This window comes from Nocardioides sp. NPDC054178 (genome assembly GCF_055585005.1).
The window spans coordinates 81,309-97,695 of sequence record NZ_JBVJKY010000010.1; the positions used below are offsets into that span (position 1 = coordinate 81,309).

Sequence of the window (16,387 nt, forward strand, 5' to 3'; positions counted from 1 at the left end):
TGCCCGGCGGGGCGAGGGCGTTTCGTTGGTTGTCTTCTTCAACCAAAACTCTTTCGGAGGTCTCCTCGGTGACGTCAGTCCCGCCGCGGCTCTTGCTCGCACTCGCCCTGCTCTCGGCATCCGCGCCGCTTGCGATCGACTTCTACCTACCCTCCTTCCCGCAGATCGGCTCCGACCTCGGCGCCGCTGCGAGCAACGTGCAGCTGACCCTCACCGCCTTCCTGATCGGGCTCGCCCTCGGGCAGATCGCCTGGGGTCCGATCTCTGACCGCTTCGGCCGGCTGCGGCCGCTGCTGATCGGCTCCGTCGTGGCCGCGGTCGCCGGCGTGCTGGCCGCGCTGGCACCGAGCGTCGAGCTGCTGATCGCGGCCCGATTCGTCCAGGCGCTCGCCGCCGCGGCGGGGATCGTGATGGCGCGGGCGATCGTGGCCGACGTGCTCCACGGTTTCGCCGCTGCCCGGGCGATGTCGATCATGATGTCGATCAGCGGGATCGCGCCGATCCTGGCTCCGGTGATCGGCGGCGCCATCGCCGGGTTCGTGCCGTGGCGCGGCGTGCTCGGGATCGTGGCCGCGATCGCGGTCGCGCAGGTCGTCTGCGTGCTGCTGGTCATCCGGGAGAGCCTGCCGGCCGAGCGCCGGACCGCCCGGGTCGAGTACGCGGATCTCGGGCGTCTCCTCGCCAAGCCCGCCTTCCTCGGCTACACCCTGACGCAGTCGCTCACGTTCGCCACCCTGATGACGTACGTCTCCTCCTCCTCGTTCCTCTACCAGTCGGTGATCGGCACGTCGGCGGCCGTGTACGGCATCGGGTTCGCCGTCAACGCCGCCTTCCTCACCGTCGCCGGGCTGGTCTCGGCGCGGCTGGCCAAGCGGCAGGTGCACCCGGCGCAGATCATCCGCTCGGCGCAGCCGGTCCTGGCCATCGGCGCGATGCTCGTGCTCGTCGTCGCGCTGCTGCCGGTGCCGAAGGCGCTCATCCTGCTGCCGATCCTGGTCGTCACCACCTGCGTCGGCCTGATCATGGGCAACACCGGCGCCCTGGCCATCGAGCAGGCGCGGCCCTCCGTCGGCGCCGGCTCGGCGCTGATGGGCGGCATCATGTTCCTCGGCGGTGGCCTCGCCTCCCCGCTCGGCGCCGTCGCCGGCGAGCACACCGCAGTACCCCTGGCCATCACCATGGTGGTCACCTCGGTCCTCGGCGCGCTCGCCTTCTCCCTCGCCCGCCGCTCCGTCGCCCGCAACCCCGAGTCCGAGGCGGCCTTCGCCACCGCCGCCTGAGCCGTCCGTCCTCGGCCGAGGCGTCGGTTAGGTCGGGCGAGGCGTCGGTTAGGTCGGGCGAGGCGTCGGTTAGGTCGGGCGAGGCGTCGGTTAGGTCGGGCGAGGCGTCGGTTAGGTCGGGCGAGGCGTCACGTACGTCGGGCGAGACGTCAGCTAGGTCGGGCGAGAAGTCTCCTAGGTCGGGCGAGAAGTCTCCTAGGTCGGGCGAGTGGGCAGCGCTGTGACGTCTCGGCTGACGTAGGTGACCCCTCGGTCGACGGCGGTGACTTCTCATTCGACGTACGTGACGTCTCGGCCGACGTACGGGACTTCTCGGCCGGCGAGGGTGACGTCTCGGCCGCCGAGCTGACGTCTCGCTCGACATACGTGACGCCTCGGTCGGTGGGGTGACGTCTCGGCCGACGTACGTGGCCTTTCGGCCAGCAGGCGTGACGCCTCGTCGGACGTACGTGACGCCTCGTCGGACGTACGTGACGCCTCGTCGGACGTACGTGACGCCTCGGCCGACGGGGGTGACGCCTCGGCCGGCGCGGGTGACGGCTCGTCCGACGTACGTGACGCCTCGGCGGCTGTGGTTCTCGGCGCTGACTAGGCTTCGCGGGGTGGAGTTCCGTGTTCATCAGCAGCGTGCGCTGTCCGCTCTGGGTGCGGCCTGGGAGGCGGGGCGGTCGCGGGCGTGGGTGGTGCTGCCGCCGGGGGCCGGGAAGACGCTGGTCGGGCTGGAGACGGCGCGGGAGGCAATCGAGGACCGGGCGAAGGTCGTCGTGCTCAGCCCCAACACGGCAATCCAGGGGCAGTGGCTGCGGCAGGCTGCCGCGCGGGGGATCGAGGCGTCCTCGTGGCGCGGACTGGACGCGTCGCTGACCTCGTTGACCTACCAGTCGGTCGCGGTCTTCGGCGATCCCGACGACGAGGCGGAGACCGGGGAGAGCCACCTGGCCAGGCTGCACGACAACGGCCGGGCGCTGGTCGCCGCGCTGCGAGGAGCCGGGCCGCTGCTGCTCGTGCTCGACGAGTGCCATCATCTGCTCGAGGTCTGGGGCGAGCTGCTGGGCGAGATCCTCCAGCTGCTGCCGGACGCGCGGGTGCTGGGGCTGACCGCGACTCCTCCCGAGGCGCTCACCAAGGAGGAGTCGGCGCTGGTCGCGACGCTGTTCGGCGAGGTCGTCTTCTCGACCTCGATCCCGGCAGTGGTGCGCGAGGGCGACCTGGCGCCGTTCGCCGACCTGGTCTGGCTGACCGCGCCGACGCCGGGCGAGCGGGAGTGGCTGCGGGGGAGCGCGGAGCGGTTCGAGGAGCTGCTCACCGCACTGACCTCGGCCGATCTGGGCAGCGTGCCGTTCCTGACCTGGCTGGACCGGCGGTTCGTGGCGCGGTCGGACGGTGCGCCCTCCTGGGCCGAGCTCGCCAAGGCCTCGCCCGACCTGGCCACCGCCGCCCTACGAGCCCACCACCGCGGGCTGCTCGCCCTGCCCGAGGGGGCGAGCCCGACCGAGGCGCACCGACGCGACCCGTCGGCCGAGGACTGGGTGATGCTCATCGGCGACTGGGTGCGTGGACATCTGGTGGCCTCCGAGGAGGCCGCCGACCAGGAGGCGCTGGCCGCGATCAAGCAGGCGCTCCCGGCGGTCGGCTACGCGCTGACCCGCCGTGGCATCCGCGCCGGTCGATCGCCCGTCGACCGGGTGCTCGCGCGCTCGCAGGCCAAGACGACCGCGACCGCGGCCATCGTCGATCACGAGCGGCTCGCGCACGGCGACTCGCTGCGGCTCCTCGTCGTCACCGACCACGAGCGGGCCACGGCCACGCTGCCGGTCGATCTGCGCGGGGTGATCGCCGAGCAGTCCGGCTCGGCGCGGGCGGTGCTCGCGACCCTGTGCGCGTCCCACGACGATGTCCTGCTGGTCACCGGCGCCACCGTCGCAGGTCCGCCGGCGACCCTCGCCGCGCTGGTGGCACACATCGCCGAGACCGACCCCGCTCTCGCCGAGGGACTGGCCGTCGAGAAGGCGGAGGCGTACGCCACGCTCGTGGGGCGTTGGAGCAGCCGGCAGTGGGTCATGCACGTGACCCGGTTCTTCGAGGCCGGCGGCTGCCGGGTGCTCGTCGGGACCCGTGGGCTGCTCGGGGAGGGCTGGGACGCCCGGTCGGTGACCGGGATCGTCGATCTCACCGCCGCCACGACCACCACCGCGGTCGTGCAGCTGCGCGGGCGGTCGCTGCGTACGGATCCGGGGCGGCCCGACAAGGTCGCGGTCAACTGGACCGTCGTCTGCGTCGAGGAGGAGCACCCGCGCGGCGACAACGACTGGAAGCGGCTGGTCCGCAAGCACACCGGCTTCTTCGGCGCCGACGAGGACGGCTCCGTCGTCGACGGCGTCGGTCACATCGACGAGTCCTTCTCCCCGTACGCCGCACCAACCGAGTCCGACTTCGACGCCGTCAACGCCCGCATGGTCGCCCGATCCGAGGACCGCGCCGCGATCCGGGAGCGGTGGCGGATCGGGGAGCCGTACGCCGACGTCGCCGGCCGCACCGTCCGGATCCGGCTGCGCAGGGCCGGTGTGCTGCGTGCGCCGGCGGGAGTCGTCCTCGCGCCACGCCCACCGGGCTTCCGGCTGCTCCAGGGGCGTGTCCCGGAGTGGCGGCTGCCGGCCAAGCCCGTCCTGGCGCCCGCGGTCCTGCTGACCATCGGCCTGGTCCTCGCCATCGTCTCGGGCGGCGGGATCGCTGCGGCGCTGGGTGGCGTGACTGGTGCGTTGTGGGCGCTGTGGGCGGCGTACGTCTATCGCGACGGCACCCGGATCGGGTCGGCGACCGAGCGTGGGCGCCGTCGCGGCGGCGGTCGCCGACGGGCTGCGCGAGACCGGCCAGACCTCGGTGGGCGCCGACGGGCTGGAGATCGCGGTGGACACCGACGGCAGCTACCGGCTCCACCTGGCCGGGGTCCCCGAGGAGGAGTCCGCGCTCTTCGCGACCTCGCTCGAGGAGGCCGTTGCGCCGATCGCCGCGCCCCGCTATCTGGTCTCGCGTCCGGTCGTGGGAGAGCTGGACACGCTCGAGAGACTGTGGCTGGGGGCTTCCGGCAGACACGGCGCGAAGGCCGAGGCCTGGCACGCGGTCCCCACCGCCCTCGGCCGTCGCGCCGCCGACGCGAAGGCGTTCCGCACCGCCTGGGAGCACTGGGTCGGCGGCTCCGGCCTGCTCTACTCCGGCTCTCCCGAGGGTGCCGGGCTCCTGGCCGTCCAGCGCGGCGCCGACCCCTTCGACGTCACCGCCGTGATCCGCCGCCACTGGTCCTGAAGCCGAGGCGTCACCCCCGTCGGCCGAGGCGTCACGTAGAACAATCGAGTTGTCAGTCGTGACGACGTACCGGAGTCTTGCCCGCATGGACTCGGACGTTCGCCACCTGCACGCGTCATCCTTCGGAGCCGCGGCGGACGCCTACGCCGCCCACCGCCCCGACTACGCCCGCGACGCCGTCCGGTGGGCGCTCGAGCCCGCTCCCGGACCGCGGGTCCTCGACCTGGGCGCCGGCACCGGGAAGCTCACCGCCACCCTGGCTGCGATGGGCCTCGACGTCACGGCCGTCGAACCCGACCGGGCGATGCTGGCAGAGCTGCGGCGCGGACTCCCGGCGATCACGGCGTTGCCGGGCAGCGCCGAGGCGATCCCGCTGCCGGACGCATCCGTCGACGTGGTCCTCGCCGGCAACGCGATGCACTGGTTCGACATGGCGCTCGCCGGGCCCGAGATCGCCCGGGTACTGGCACCCGGTGGCGTGCTCGCCGGGTTGTGGAACACCGTGGACGACGGCGTCGACTGGGTCGCCGGACTGGCCCGGATCAGTGGCCCCGCGGCGATCGGGCCTCGGGACACGCCAGCGAGCTGGCGTACCGAGACGGCGACCCTGCATCTGCCCCGGACCGATGCGCCGCCCCGGTTCGGCTCACCGGAACAGGCCGAGTTCGCGCACGGCCAGCTCCGAACCTCGGACTCGCTCGTCGCGACTCTCGGCACCCGGGCCGGGATGCTGGTCATGCCGGAGGACGAGCGGAAGGCCACGCTGGCCCGAGTCCGGGACTACCTCGCCACCAGGTCGGAGACGTCGGGAGAGTTCACCCTCCCGATGAGGACCTGCGTGCTTCGCGTTCGACGACTCTGACCCCCGGAGGTCAGCCGGCGATCGGGGTCCAGGTCGGGAACTTGGCGGTGCGGCCGTCGCCGGAGGAGCGGCCGGTGAGGCGGCGGTGGATCCAGGGGCCGACGAACTCGCGGTAGTAGGCCAGGCCCTGCTTGCCGGCCGCGGCCTCGAAGTCGAGGTCCCACCAGCCCTCGGGGACCTCGACGCCGAGCGAGTCCAGGACGCGGGCGGCGACCCGGTGGTGGCCGCGGGCGTTCATGTGGAGCCGGTCCTCGGACCAGAAGCGGCCGTCGGTGAGGGTGGTGTCGGGCCAGTTGTAGGCCCGTACGACGTCCTCGCGGTGGGCGACCCGCCGCTCGACCAGGTCGCAGAGCTCGTCGCCGCGCTTCTGGAAGATCTTGCCGAGCGGGAGCCGGGCCGAGGGGTTGGCGCCGGAGAGCAGGATCAGCGTGATCCCGTTGGCGTCGCAGGCCTCGAGCACCGGGTGGAGGAAGTCGGCGATCGCGTTGGCGTCGGCCTTCGGGCGGAGCATGTCGTTGCCGCCGCCGTTGAAGGAGAGGTGGGTCGGCTTCAGCGCCAGCGCGGCGGGAAGCTGCTCCTCGACGATCGGGCGGATCAGGCGGCCGCGGATGGCGAGGTTGGCGTACTCCACCGGAGTCCCCGACGCCGCCCAGCCCTGGGCGACCAGGTCGGCCCAGCCGCGTACGTGACCGTCGGGGGTCTCGTCGCCGACTCCTTCCGTGAACGAGTCACCGATCGCGACGTAGCGCACTGCCTCCACGAGTCCTCCAACCCCAGTCATCCAGCCCAGTAACCGCTGCCAGATCCATTGCCAGCCTTTGGATTCTAGTCCGTCCGGGGTCTGATCCTCACATCCGTCCCCGGGCTGACGTCGCAGCCGCCTCGGCTCCTCTACGGTGGGGCTGTGGAGGAGTTGGTACGCCCCTGGCGGCTCGGCCCGCGTGGGCGATGGTGGTTCGACGTCCTGCTCGCCGGCACCTTGTTCCTGATCATCCCGTTCTACGCCATCCAGGCGATGGTGAACGGCGGCGCGGCCAAGGACGTCTCGAGCAGCAGCCACGTCGCCGACCTGGTGCTCGTGGTGGTCCAGCTGGTTCCGCTGCTGTGGCGGCGCCGGCACCCGGTGATCGTCTACGCCATCGTGGCCGGTGCCTGCGGTCTGCAGGTGCTCCTCATCGACTACCCCCTGGTCTCGCAGGTCTCCTTCCCGATCGCGGTCTACTCGGTGGCGCGGTACGCCCGCCCGCGCTGGGGACTCGCCGCGCTCGCGGTGGGCCTCTTCGGCTCCGTCCTCGGCGCCTACGACTGGATGAACGCTGCCGTCCCCGACGGGGTGGTCCAGGAAAGCGTCGAGTGGAGCACGTACGTCCCGGTCGTCCTCTCGCTCGCCACCTTCCCCGTCGCCGCCTGGGCGCTGGGCGCGCTGGCCCGCACCAGAACGGCGTACGTCGACTCCCTCATCCAGCGCAACGAGCAGCTGCGGCGCGAGGCCGAGCAGCGCGCCGAGCTCGGGGCGACCCAGGAACGGGCCCGGATCGCGCGCGAGATGCACGACGTGGTGGCCCACGGACTGAGCGTGATCGTGGTGCAGGCCGACGGCGCGCGCTACGCGGCCGAGCAGGACCCGGCCCTGGCGCCCAAGGCGCTGGAGACGGTCGCGCAGACCGCGCGCGAGGCGCTCGCCGAGATGCGGCAGCTGCTCGGTCTGCTGCGCGACGGCGACACCCTGACCCGCCCGCAGCCCCGGCTCACCGACATCGCGACGCTCGTCGAGGAGACCCGGGCAGGTGGGATGGAGCTGGTCGCGACTCTTCCCGAGCCCGGCCTCGCGGTGCCCGAGGGGGTCGCGCTGACCGCTTTCCGGGTGGTGCAGGAGGCGCTCAGCAACGTACGCAAGCACGCCGGCCCGGGCGCCGCGGCCAGGGTCAGCGTGACGGCCGAGGGCGACGGCCTCGAGATCGAGGTCACCGACGACGGCCGGGGTGCCGCCGCGGACGCGAGCCGCTCCGGTGGCCTCGGCCTGGTCGGGATGGAGGAGCGGATCACCGCCCACAACGGAACGCTCGAGACCGGCCCGGCGCCCGGCGGCGGCTTCCGTGTCTACGCAAGACTTCCGCTATGACTGGCGCCGTGACGATCCGTGTTCTTCTCGTCGACGACCAGGAGCTCGTCCGCGCCGGCTTCCGGATGCTCATCGACTCCCAGCCCGACCTGACTGTGGTCGGCGAGGCCGGTGACGGTCGCGAGGCCGTCGCCGCACTCACCCAGGGCGGCACCGAGGTCGACGTGGTCCTGATGGACGTACGCATGCCCCGCATGGACGGCGTCGAGGCGACCGGTCTGATCGCCGGCCGCGAGGGCGCACCCCGGGTGATCGTGCTGACCACCTTCGACCTCGACGAGTACGCCTTCGCCGCGATCCGGGCGGGCGCCGCGGCGTTCCTGCTCAAGGACGCCCGCCCCGAGGACCTGCTCAGCGCGATCCGTACGGTGCACGCCGGCGACTCGGTCGTCGCACCGAGCACCACACGGCGACTGCTGGAGCACTTCGCCGCCTCCGCTCCCGCAACGGCCGGGCCCGCTGTGGAGAGGCGGCTGGAGGCGCTGACCGAGCGCGAGCGCGAGGTGCTCGCGCTGGTCGGCCGCGGCCTGTCCAACACCGAGATCGCCGAGACCTTCGTGGTCGCCGAGGCGACCGTGAAGACCCACATCGGCCGGCTGCTGGCCAAGACCGGTTCTCGTGACCGCGTCCAGCTCGTGGTGCTGGCCTACGAGACCGGCCTGGTCGGCCGCTGACCCCGGGGGACCGGGTCAGCGGGGGAGCGGATCAGCTGGTGGGCTCAGCGTGGTCGGTGGGCGTGTGGACGATGTCGAAGTAGACCGACGCGTCGTTCTCGTCGGGGAAGACGCGGTAGGTGAACTCCTCCTCGGTCAGCGTGACGATGTCCGAGTCCCGCTCGAACATCACCTCGCCGTCCTCGTCCTTGGCCACGATGTGGCGGGTCGTGCCGTCCTCGGTGACGGTCCAGTCGCCCTGCATCTTCGGGGCGTCGTCGAGGTCGTACATCGTGAACGTGCCGTCGGCATCGAAGTACGCCCAGCCGACGAAGGTCGACACGTTCTCGTCCTCCAGAGGTACGTCCTTCCCGTCCTGGTCCACCGCCCCGGTGGTCTCCCAAGCGGTCGAGGCCAGGATGTCGGACGGGGTGGTGGTCTGGGCCGAGTCGGCGGCCTGCTGGGACGTACCGGCCTGCTCGGAGCCGGAGGAGGCGTCGTCGGTCGCGCCGCACGCGGCGAGCACGGCCGCGGTGGCGAGGGCGGCCACGGAGGTGGCGACGAGACGGACGGGCTTGGTGGAGATCGAGAAGTTCTTCATGCCTCAACGATCGCCCGATCGTGGCCCGCAGCCATCTGGCAACGGGCCACGATCGGATAGCCGATCGGATGATGCCGTGCTCCTCCGAGAGGCCCCTACGACAGGTGATGCACCGGCGCCAGGTTGTAGACGGGCGTCTCGATCTCCTCGTACCTCGCCTTGAGCTGCAGCGCGAGATAGAGCGAGTAGTGGCGGGACTGGTGCAGGTTGCCGCCGTGGAACCACAGGGCCTCCTGCTGGGTCGGCTTCCACATGTTGCGCTGCTCGCCCTCCCACGGACCCGGATCCTTCGTGGTGTCCGAGCCCAGCCCCCAGCACTTGCCGACGCGGTCGGCGACGTCCTGGCTGATCAGGTCGGCGGCCCAGCCGTTCATGGAGCCGTAGCCGGTGGCGTACACGACGAGGTCGGCGGGGAGCTCGGTGCCGTCCTCGAGCACCACTGAGGACGTGGTCAGGTGGGACACCTGCCCCTGGGCGAGCTTGACCGACCCGTCGGCGACCAGCTCGGCCGAGCCCACGTCGATGTAGTAGCCCGAGCCACGACGGAGGTACTTCATGAACAGGCCCGAGCCGTCGTCGCCCCAGTCGTGCCGGAACCCGGCCTTCTCCAGACGATCGTAGAAGTCGGCGTCGCGCTCGGCCATCTGCTGGTAGAGCGGGATCTGGAACTCGTGCATGATCCGGTAGGGCAGCGAGGCGAAGACCAGGTCGGCCTTCTCGGTGGTCATCCCGGAGGCGAGCGCGCGCTCGGAGTAGAGGTCGCCGAGGCCGATGTCCATCAGGGTGTCGCTCTTCACGATGTGGGTCGAGGACCGCTGCACCATCGTCACGTCGGCGCCGTGCTCGAAGAGCGCCCCACAGATGTCGAAGGCGGAGTTGTTGGACCCGATCACCACCACCCGCTTGCCCTCGTACGCATCCGGCCCCGGGTGCTGGGAGGAGTGATGCTGTTCGCCCTGGAAGTCGGACATCCCGGGCAGGTCGGGGATGTTCGGCTTGCCGGACATCCCGGTGGCCAGGATGAGCTGCTTGGGGTGCAGCGTGATCTCCTCCCCGCCGCGCTCGACGGTGACCGTCCACTCCCCGTCCTCATCGGAGTAGGACGCGCTGGTCGCCGTGGTCGAGGACCAGTAGGGCACCTCCATCACCTTGACGTAGGACTCCAGCCAGTCGCCGATCTTGTCCTTGGGGGCGAAGACCGGCCAGTTGTCGGGGAACTTCAGGTAGGGCAGGTGGTCGTACCAGACCGGGTCGTGCAGGCACAGCGACTTGTAGCGCCCGCGCCACTGGTCGCCGGGCCGCTCGTAGCGGTCGATCACCAGCGACGGCACCCCGAGCTGCCGCAGCCGCGCACCGAGCGCGATGCCGCCCTGCCCGCCACCGATGACCACCGCGTACGGCTGCTCGGTCAGGCCCAGCGTCTCCGCCTCGGCCTGCCGCTTCTCGGCCCAGGTCACCCGGTCACGGTTGACGCCGTGCTCGGCACCCTTCGGGCGACGTTCGCCCCGGGGCTCCTCGTGGCCCTTGAGCTCGTAGAGCGTGGTCAGGAACGTCCACGCCTTGGGGCGGTCATCCTCCACCTTGAGCCGCAGCAGTCCGCGGCCACGCCCGATCGCGGTCTCGAACGTGAACCATGCCGTGGTCACGCCGTCCGCGGTGGCCTCCGGCTCCTCGAGCGCGAAGCCGGAGGGATCGACCCGTTCCAGCGTGGCCGAGAGCAGGTCGGTGACCCCGGTGGGGTCCTCGACGGTGGTGATGTTCCAGGAGAAGGCGACCAGGTCGCGCCAGAAGCTCTTGGTGGCGAACAGGTCGGCGGCCCGGGGGATGTCGCGTTCCTTCAGGGCGGCCTCGAAGTCGGCGAGCCAGGTCTGCGCCGGTCCGCTCTGGACGGCCGGGGGAGTGGGTTCGAGTGTCTGGGTCATGCCCCCAGCACACCGCCGCGCGGGCGCGGGAGAAAGGGTTGCAGCCGATTGCATGTGGCGCGGGTCACAGCGAGGACCTACCCTCGGAGTCGGAGGTGGACGCCAGATGACAGTGACCGGAGCAGTCCCGGCGGGAGCCGACCTGCCGCGCCTCGCCCGTGACCTCGTACGCGTCCACGACGCCGTCCTGTCCGGCGGCCGCCCACCGAGCACACCCCGGATCCTGGTCGAGCGCTCCTGGCGCCGCGTCATGAGCATGGGCCTGGAGCCCGGAAGCAGCAACGGCAGACGTACGCCCTCCGCGGCCGAGTGCGCGGCCAGGAGAGCCCGCTCGCCGCTGGCGATGGTGATCGACGACCTGCGCGCGGTGCTGACCTCGGCCGCGGATGCGGCGACGTACCTGATGGTCGTCACCGACGCCGAGGGCGTGGTGCTGTGGCGGGCGGGGTCGGCGCGGGTGCTCAAGATCGCCGACCAGCTCGGTTTCGTCGAAGGTGCGCTGTGGACCGAGCGCGCGGTCGGCACCAACGCCATCGGCACCGCGCTGGCCGAGGCGGCGCCCGTCGAGCTCTTCTCCGCCGAGCACTTCGAGCAGGCCCAGCATCCCTGGTACTGCACCGCCGCCCCGATCCACGATCCCCGCACCGGAGCCCTCCTCGGCGTCGTCGACGTCAGCGGTCCCGCGCTCACCCTGCACCCGGCGATCGGTGCCCTGGTCGAGAGCGCCGTGCGCCTGGCCGAGATGAGCCTGTGGCGCCGCCACCAGGAGTGGCTCGAGCGGCTGCGCCGCGAGACCGACCACGTCGTCTCCGGCGTCGAGGGTCCGCTGCTCGTCGTCGACGACGACGGCTGGGTCGCCCACCACGCCGGGATGGCCGCCCGCGACCGGATCTCGGCGCCCCGGCAGGACAAGATGCTGACCGTCCCCGGCCTGGGGTTGTGCCTGCCCGAGCGGGTCGGCGAGCGCGGCTGGCTCGTCCGGCCGACCTCCTCCGGCGCCTCCGGAGCGGGCAGCCTGACGGCCCGGCTCGACCCCGACGGCACCCTCGAGGTGGTCTCGGAGTCGGGACGGTGGCGCACCACCCTGACCCGCCGCCACGTCGAGATCCTCACCCTCGTCGACCGGGCCGGCCCCGCCGGACTCACCGCCCGCGGCCTCAGCGAGGCCGTCTTCGGCGACGCCGAGCACGTCGTCACCGTGCGCGCCGAGGTCTCCCGCCTGCGCCGCTCGATCGGCGCCCTGGTCGCGACCAACCCCTACCGGCTGGCCGAGGGGGTCACGCTCACCCGGGGATGACCCTGAGCCGACCCTTGCCGATCAGCCCCAGGTCGTACGCCGGGATCAGCCCCCAGCCCGATGTGCGCTGACGCCTCCCGACGAGAGGCTCTGGGGCATGACACAGACCTCTGTTCCCACGATGACGGCCGCCGCCCGAGCGGTGGGCCTGACCAAGACCTACGGCAAGGGTGCCACCGAGGTGCACGCGCTACGTGGCGTGGATCTGGAGATCCGCAGCGGCGCGTTCACCGCGATCATGGGCCCGAGCGGCTCGGGCAAGTCGACGCTGATGCACTGCCTCGCCGGGCTCGACCGTCCCACCGGAGGTGAGGTGATGGTCGCGGGCCAGCCTCTGCAGAACCTCAATGACGACCAGCTGACGATCTTCCGGCGGGAGAACATCGGCTTCGTCTTCCAGGCGTTCAACCTGCTGCCGATGCTCACCGCCGGGCAGAACATCCAGCTGCCGCTGGAGCTGGCCGGCAAGCGGGTGACCGACGAGACCCGTGCGCGGGCCCAGATGGTCGCCGACACCCTCGGCATCGGCAAGCGCCTGGGCCACAAGCCCTCCGAGCTCTCCGGTGGCCAGCAGCAGCGCGTCGCCATCGCCCGCGCGCTGGTCACCCAGCCCGCCATCCTCTTCGCCGACGAGCCCACCGGCAACCTCGACTCCGAGACCTCGGCCGAGGTGCTCGACCACCTGCGCCGCAGCGTCCGCGAGCTCGGCCAGACCGTGGTGATGGTGACCCACGAGGCCTCCGCCGCCGCGTACGCCGACGAGATCGTCACCGTGAAGGACGGACACATCGAAGGGGTGACGCGCTGATGCGGACGGTGCTGTTCGCATCCCTGCGGACCTACGCCCGTCGATACGCCGCGGCCGTGGTGGCGGTCGTCGCCGCGGTCGCGCTGATCGTGGTCACCAACGCCCTGACCTCCGCGACGAAGTCGGGCCTCTTCGCCGGCATCGACGCGCCGTTCCGCAACGCGGTCGGCGCGGTCGACCTCCCGAGCGAGGAGGTCACCGAGAAGTACGTCGACAAGGGCGGGTGGGCGCTCGCGATGTCGATGCAGCCGGTGCGCACCGAGACGACCATGCTCGGTCAGGACATCATGGTCGGCGCGGTCTCCACCGAGAAGCGCTGGCAGTGGCAGGATCTCGAGGACGGCCGGTTCCCGACCCGCGCCGGCGAGGCCGTCGTCGACGCCAACGCCGCCAAGACCAACAAGGTCGCCATCGGCGACACACTGAAGGTCGGCAGCGGCAGGACCGCGGTCGAGACGACCGTCGTCGGTCTGGTGGACGCCCCGTCGATGTGGTCCTCGCCGATCTATGTCACCTGGCCCGAGATGCAGGGCTGGGAGAGCCAGTACGTCCAAGCCGTCATGACCGCCGGCACCGGCTCCGAGGCGGACAGCTGGAAGAGCACCGACGACTTCCTCACCGACCTGCAGACCCAGCTCAACAAGGAGGTCGACGTCGTCGCGTACATGATCCTGATCTTCGCCTTCATCGCGCTGTTCGTCTCCGTGCTGGTCATCACCAACACCTTCTCGATCCTGTTCGCCCAGCGGATGCGCGACTTCGCGCTGCTGCGGGCGATGGGCGCGACGAAGCGTCAGGTCCTGCGATCGGTACGCCGTGAGGCGCTCGTCCTCGGGCTCCTGGCCTCGTTGCTCGGCCTCGTGGTCGGCGTCGTGCTCGGCTGGGGGATCGTCGCGCTGGTGCGGCAGCTCGCCGAGACCGCACCGCTGGGTGAGGTCGCCTTCGAGTGGCCGTGGCTCGTGGGCGCGTTCGTCCTCGGCGTGCTCACCACGCTGGTCGCCTCCTGGCTGCCGACGCGCCGGCTGATGCGGCTGAGCCCGCTGGCCGCGCTGCGGCCGCAGGAGGGCTTCGACGTACGCGGCGCGGGGCTGTTCCGGATCGGCCTCGGCCTGGTCGTGGCGCTCGCCGGCATCGCGACGATCTTCGTCGCCGTCGGCTGGGACGACGCGCAGACCGGGATGCTGATCGTGCTGCTGGGCTGCGGGGTCACCTTCCTCGGCGTGATGCTCCTCGGGCCCGCGCTGGTGCCGGGCCTGGTGCGGCTGGCCGGGTCGGCCCTGGCCCTGGTCGCCGGCTCACCGGCCAAGCTCGCGGCGGCCAACGCCGGGCGCAACCCGAAGCGCACCGCCGCCACCGCGGCGTCGCTGCTCGTCGGCGTCACCCTCACCACCGGTGTGCTGACCGGGATGGCGACCATCCGCGGTGCCACGCTCGACGAGATGGCCAAGCAGCACCCGATCGACATCGCGCTCCAGTCGGAGTCGAAGCCGTTGGACGACTCGGTGGTCGGGGACGCCAAGGCCGTTCCCGGCGTGGCCGACGCGGTGGCCGTGCCGGGTGCGGTGGCGACCGTGAAGTCCGACGGCAAGCCCGTCCCGGTCCCGGTCGTCGCTCCGCCCGGGGGCGACATCGCGCTCATGGACCTCACCGTGAAGCCCGGCACGATGGTGATCTCGCCGTTCGCCGCCTCGGCGTTCGTGGAGGACTCCTTCGAGGCCTCGGGGGAGAAGGTGACGCTGGTCGTCGGGGACCGGAGCGCGACGGTCACCCTGGACGTACGCGAGATCGATGGGGCCCCGCAGATCTCCGCCGCGACGCTCCGGGAGCTGAGCGCCGACCCGCAGACGTACGCCGTCTGGGTCCGTGCCGATGCCGGGGCCGACCCGGAGGATCTCGCGGGGACGCTCGGAGTGCTCGCCCCCGACGCGGAGCTCACCAACGGCAAGGCTCAGCGCTCCTGGGTCGAGCTGCAGCTGGATGTGTTCACCTGGGCGGTGATCGGGCTGCTGGCGATCTCGGTGCTGATCGCGCTGGCCGGCATCGCCAACACGCTGGGCCTCTCGGTGCTCGAGCGTGGTCGTGAGCACGCACTGCTGCGGGCGCTGGGCCTGACCCGGCGTCAGCTGCGGCGGACGCTGGCCGCCGAGGCGGTGCTGCTCTCGGCCGTGGCGGCCCTCGTCGGCACCGCGCTGGGCGTCTTCTTCGCCTGGGGCGGCAGCGAGATCCTGGTCGGCGACATGCTGCCCGACGCCACCTTCGAGCTGCCCGTGCTGCAGCTGGTGGCGGTGGTCGCGGCCGCAGGCCTGGCGGGCCTGGTCTCCTGCGTGGCGCCCTCCAAGCGGGCCACCAAGGTCAGCCCGGCGGAGGGACTCGCGCTGGACTGAGCGCGGATGGGAATGTGTTGGTCTCGACACGGACTCGTTCGTTCCTCACGAGTCCGGCTCGACCGACGGGGTGGCCCGTCGGTCGAGCCGCCGGAGCCGCTAGGCGGAGGCGTGTCGAGACCAACACGGTCGCCTACTTGTTCGTCTTCTCCAGGTCCTTGGTCTCCTCCTGAGCCTCCGCGCGCGCGGAGGCGATCAGGCTGGTGGTGACCGTGACGGCGAGGATGCCGACGATGATCACCAGGGAGAGCCAGGTCGGAACGACCGGGACGCCGTCCCAGTGGCCGTGGGCCCAGTGCAGGCCGAGCTTGACGCCGATGAAGGCGAGGATCGCGGCCAGACCGTAGGAGAGGTGGACCAGCTTGGACAGGGCACCCTCGAGCACGAAGTAGAGGGCCCGCAGACCGAGCAGCGCGAACGCGTTGGTGGCGAAGACCAGGTAGGGGTCGCCGGTGATGCCGTAGACCGCCGGCACCGAGTCGACCGCGAAGATGATGTCGGTGGCGAAGATGGCGAGCACCACGATGGCCATCGGCTTCAGTCCGATCTTGCGGCCGATGCGTACGGCGAGCATCTCCTCGGGGTCGACCTTCTGGTCGTGGCCCTGGACCGCCTCGATGAAGAGCTTCGCGGCGGTGATCAGCAGGATCGCGCCGAAGATCAGGAAGACGATGTCCCACTGGGACAGCGCCGCGGCGCCCAGGGCGATGAAGATGCCGCGCAGCACGAGCGCGCCGACGATGCCGAAGAGCAGCACCTTCTGCTGCAGGTGCCGTGGCACCGCGAACGCCGCGAGCAGCAGCATGAACACGAACAGGTTGTCGACGCTGAGCGACTTCTCGACGATGTAGCCGGTGTAGTACTCGAAGCCGGTCTGGCTGCCGTGGGCGTTCCAGACCCAGACGCCGAAGGCGAGCGGAAGCGCGATGTAGAAGGCCGACCACCCCAGCGCCTCCTTCATGGAGACCTCGTGCGGACGACGGGTCAGGAGGAAGTCGAGGGCGATCAGCACCACGACGGCGGTGATGGTCACGGCCCACAGGGTGGGTGTGCCGATGGTATCGAGCATGAAGGGTCCTCAGGCGTGTCGATGAACGTCTGAGGTCTCCCTCACCCCGGATCGGGGTGTCATTCCGGGACGGTGGTGGCACCGAC

The 16,387-nt window shown here is 71.4% G+C and carries 12 protein-coding genes; 8 read left to right on the forward strand and 4 right to left on the reverse strand.

Translation table 11 applies throughout. The features are described 5' to 3' along the window. The first annotated feature begins 68 nt into the window (after positions 1-68). From ACZ6WN_RS27765 to ACZ6WN_RS27775, 3 genes are all read left to right on the forward strand, one after another. On the forward strand, positions 69-1,280 hold the full coding sequence (locus ACZ6WN_RS27765; protein ID WP_465869385.1) for a multidrug effflux MFS transporter: 1,212 nt from the start codon (positions 69-71) through the stop codon (positions 1,278-1,280). A 602-nt stretch (positions 1,281-1,882) separates the two neighbouring features. Continuing rightward, a complete protein-coding gene (locus ACZ6WN_RS27770) occupies positions 1,883-4,645 on the forward strand; it encodes a DEAD/DEAH box helicase family protein (RefSeq protein ID WP_465869386.1) in 2,763 nt (920 codons plus the stop codon). Positions 4,646-4,668: 23 nt separating this feature from the next. Then, positions 4,669-5,445 (forward strand): class I SAM-dependent methyltransferase, encoded by a 777-nt coding sequence (locus ACZ6WN_RS27775; RefSeq protein ID WP_465869387.1) that lies wholly within the window; start codon positions 4,669-4,671, stop codon positions 5,443-5,445. 10 nt (positions 5,446-5,455) lie between these two features. Here ACZ6WN_RS27775 and ACZ6WN_RS27780 read toward each other — a convergent pair whose 3' ends face one another. Beyond that, positions 5,456-6,205 (reverse strand): SGNH/GDSL hydrolase family protein, encoded by a 750-nt coding sequence (locus ACZ6WN_RS27780; protein WP_465869389.1) that lies wholly within the window; start codon positions 6,203-6,205, stop codon positions 5,456-5,458. A 144-nt stretch (positions 6,206-6,349) separates the two neighbouring features. Between ACZ6WN_RS27780 and ACZ6WN_RS27785 the strand changes: the two genes are divergently transcribed. Both ACZ6WN_RS27785 and ACZ6WN_RS27790 read left to right on the forward strand, forming a co-directional pair. Then, complete coding sequence (locus ACZ6WN_RS27785; RefSeq protein ID WP_465869391.1) at positions 6,350-7,567, forward strand: sensor histidine kinase; 1,218 nt, start codon at positions 6,350-6,352, stop codon at positions 7,565-7,567. Next, entirely contained in the window at positions 7,564-8,241 is a 678-nt protein-coding gene (locus tag ACZ6WN_RS27790; RefSeq protein WP_465869392.1) for a response regulator, read from the forward strand. Before ACZ6WN_RS27785 ends, ACZ6WN_RS27790 begins: the two co-directional genes overlap by 4 nt. A gap of 31 nt (positions 8,242-8,272) precedes the next feature. On the opposite strand, the gene ACZ6WN_RS27795 is transcribed toward ACZ6WN_RS27790, so the two are convergent. Beyond that, positions 8,273-8,821 carry a DUF4822 domain-containing protein gene (locus ACZ6WN_RS27795; protein WP_465869393.1) on the reverse strand — a complete coding sequence of 183 codons (549 nt, stop codon included), beginning with the start codon at positions 8,819-8,821 and terminating at the stop codon, positions 8,273-8,275. A 95-nt stretch (positions 8,822-8,916) separates the two neighbouring features. After that, a complete protein-coding gene (locus tag ACZ6WN_RS27800) occupies positions 8,917-10,743 on the reverse strand; it encodes a flavin-containing monooxygenase (RefSeq protein ID WP_465869395.1) in 1,827 nt (608 codons plus the stop codon). Between the two features lie 106 nt (positions 10,744-10,849). Here ACZ6WN_RS27800 and ACZ6WN_RS27805 point away from each other — a divergent pair, with 106 nt between their 5' ends. The 3 genes from ACZ6WN_RS27805 (at position 10,850) to ACZ6WN_RS27815 (ending at position 15,232) form a co-directional block, all read left to right on the forward strand. After that, complete coding sequence (locus ACZ6WN_RS27805; protein ID WP_465869396.1) at positions 10,850-12,040, forward strand: GAF domain-containing protein; 1,191 nt, start codon at positions 10,850-10,852, stop codon at positions 12,038-12,040. A gap of 97 nt (positions 12,041-12,137) precedes the next feature. Further along, positions 12,138-12,848 (forward strand): ABC transporter ATP-binding protein, encoded by a 711-nt coding sequence (locus ACZ6WN_RS27810; protein ID WP_465869398.1) that lies wholly within the window; start codon positions 12,138-12,140, stop codon positions 12,846-12,848. Next, on the forward strand, positions 12,848-15,232 hold the full coding sequence (locus ACZ6WN_RS27815; RefSeq protein WP_465869399.1) for an FtsX-like permease family protein: 2,385 nt from the start codon (positions 12,848-12,850) through the stop codon (positions 15,230-15,232). Before ACZ6WN_RS27810 ends, ACZ6WN_RS27815 begins: the two co-directional genes overlap by 1 nt. Before the next feature lie 133 nt (positions 15,233-15,365). Here ACZ6WN_RS27815 and ACZ6WN_RS27820 read toward each other — a convergent pair whose 3' ends face one another. After that, entirely contained in the window at positions 15,366-16,301 is a 936-nt protein-coding gene (locus tag ACZ6WN_RS27820) for a TerC family protein (RefSeq protein ID WP_465869401.1), read from the reverse strand. Positions 16,302-16,387: the final 86 nt, after the last annotated feature.

Coding starts and splice junctions, on each gene's coding strand:
- ACZ6WN_RS27775 (WP_465869387.1), top strand. CDS start 4,669: ATGGACTCGGACGTTCGCCACCTGCACGCGTCATCCTTCGGAGCCGCG.
- ACZ6WN_RS27810 (WP_465869398.1), top strand. CDS start 12,138: ATGACACAGACCTCTGTTCCCACGATGACGGCCGCCGCCCGAGCGGTG.
- ACZ6WN_RS27820 (WP_465869401.1), bottom strand. CDS start 16,301: ATGCTCGATACCATCGGCACACCCACCCTGTGGGCCGTGACCATCACC.
- ACZ6WN_RS27805 (WP_465869396.1), top strand. CDS start 10,850: ATGACAGTGACCGGAGCAGTCCCGGCGGGAGCCGACCTGCCGCGCCTC.
- ACZ6WN_RS27795 (WP_465869393.1), bottom strand. CDS start 8,821: ATGAAGAACTTCTCGATCTCCACCAAGCCCGTCCGTCTCGTCGCCACC.
- ACZ6WN_RS27790 (WP_465869392.1), top strand. CDS start 7,564: ATGACTGGCGCCGTGACGATCCGTGTTCTTCTCGTCGACGACCAGGAG.
- ACZ6WN_RS27800 (WP_465869395.1), bottom strand. CDS start 10,743: ATGACCCAGACACTCGAACCCACTCCCCCGGCCGTCCAGAGCGGACCG.
- ACZ6WN_RS27815 (WP_465869399.1), top strand. CDS start 12,848: ATGCGGACGGTGCTGTTCGCATCCCTGCGGACCTACGCCCGTCGATAC.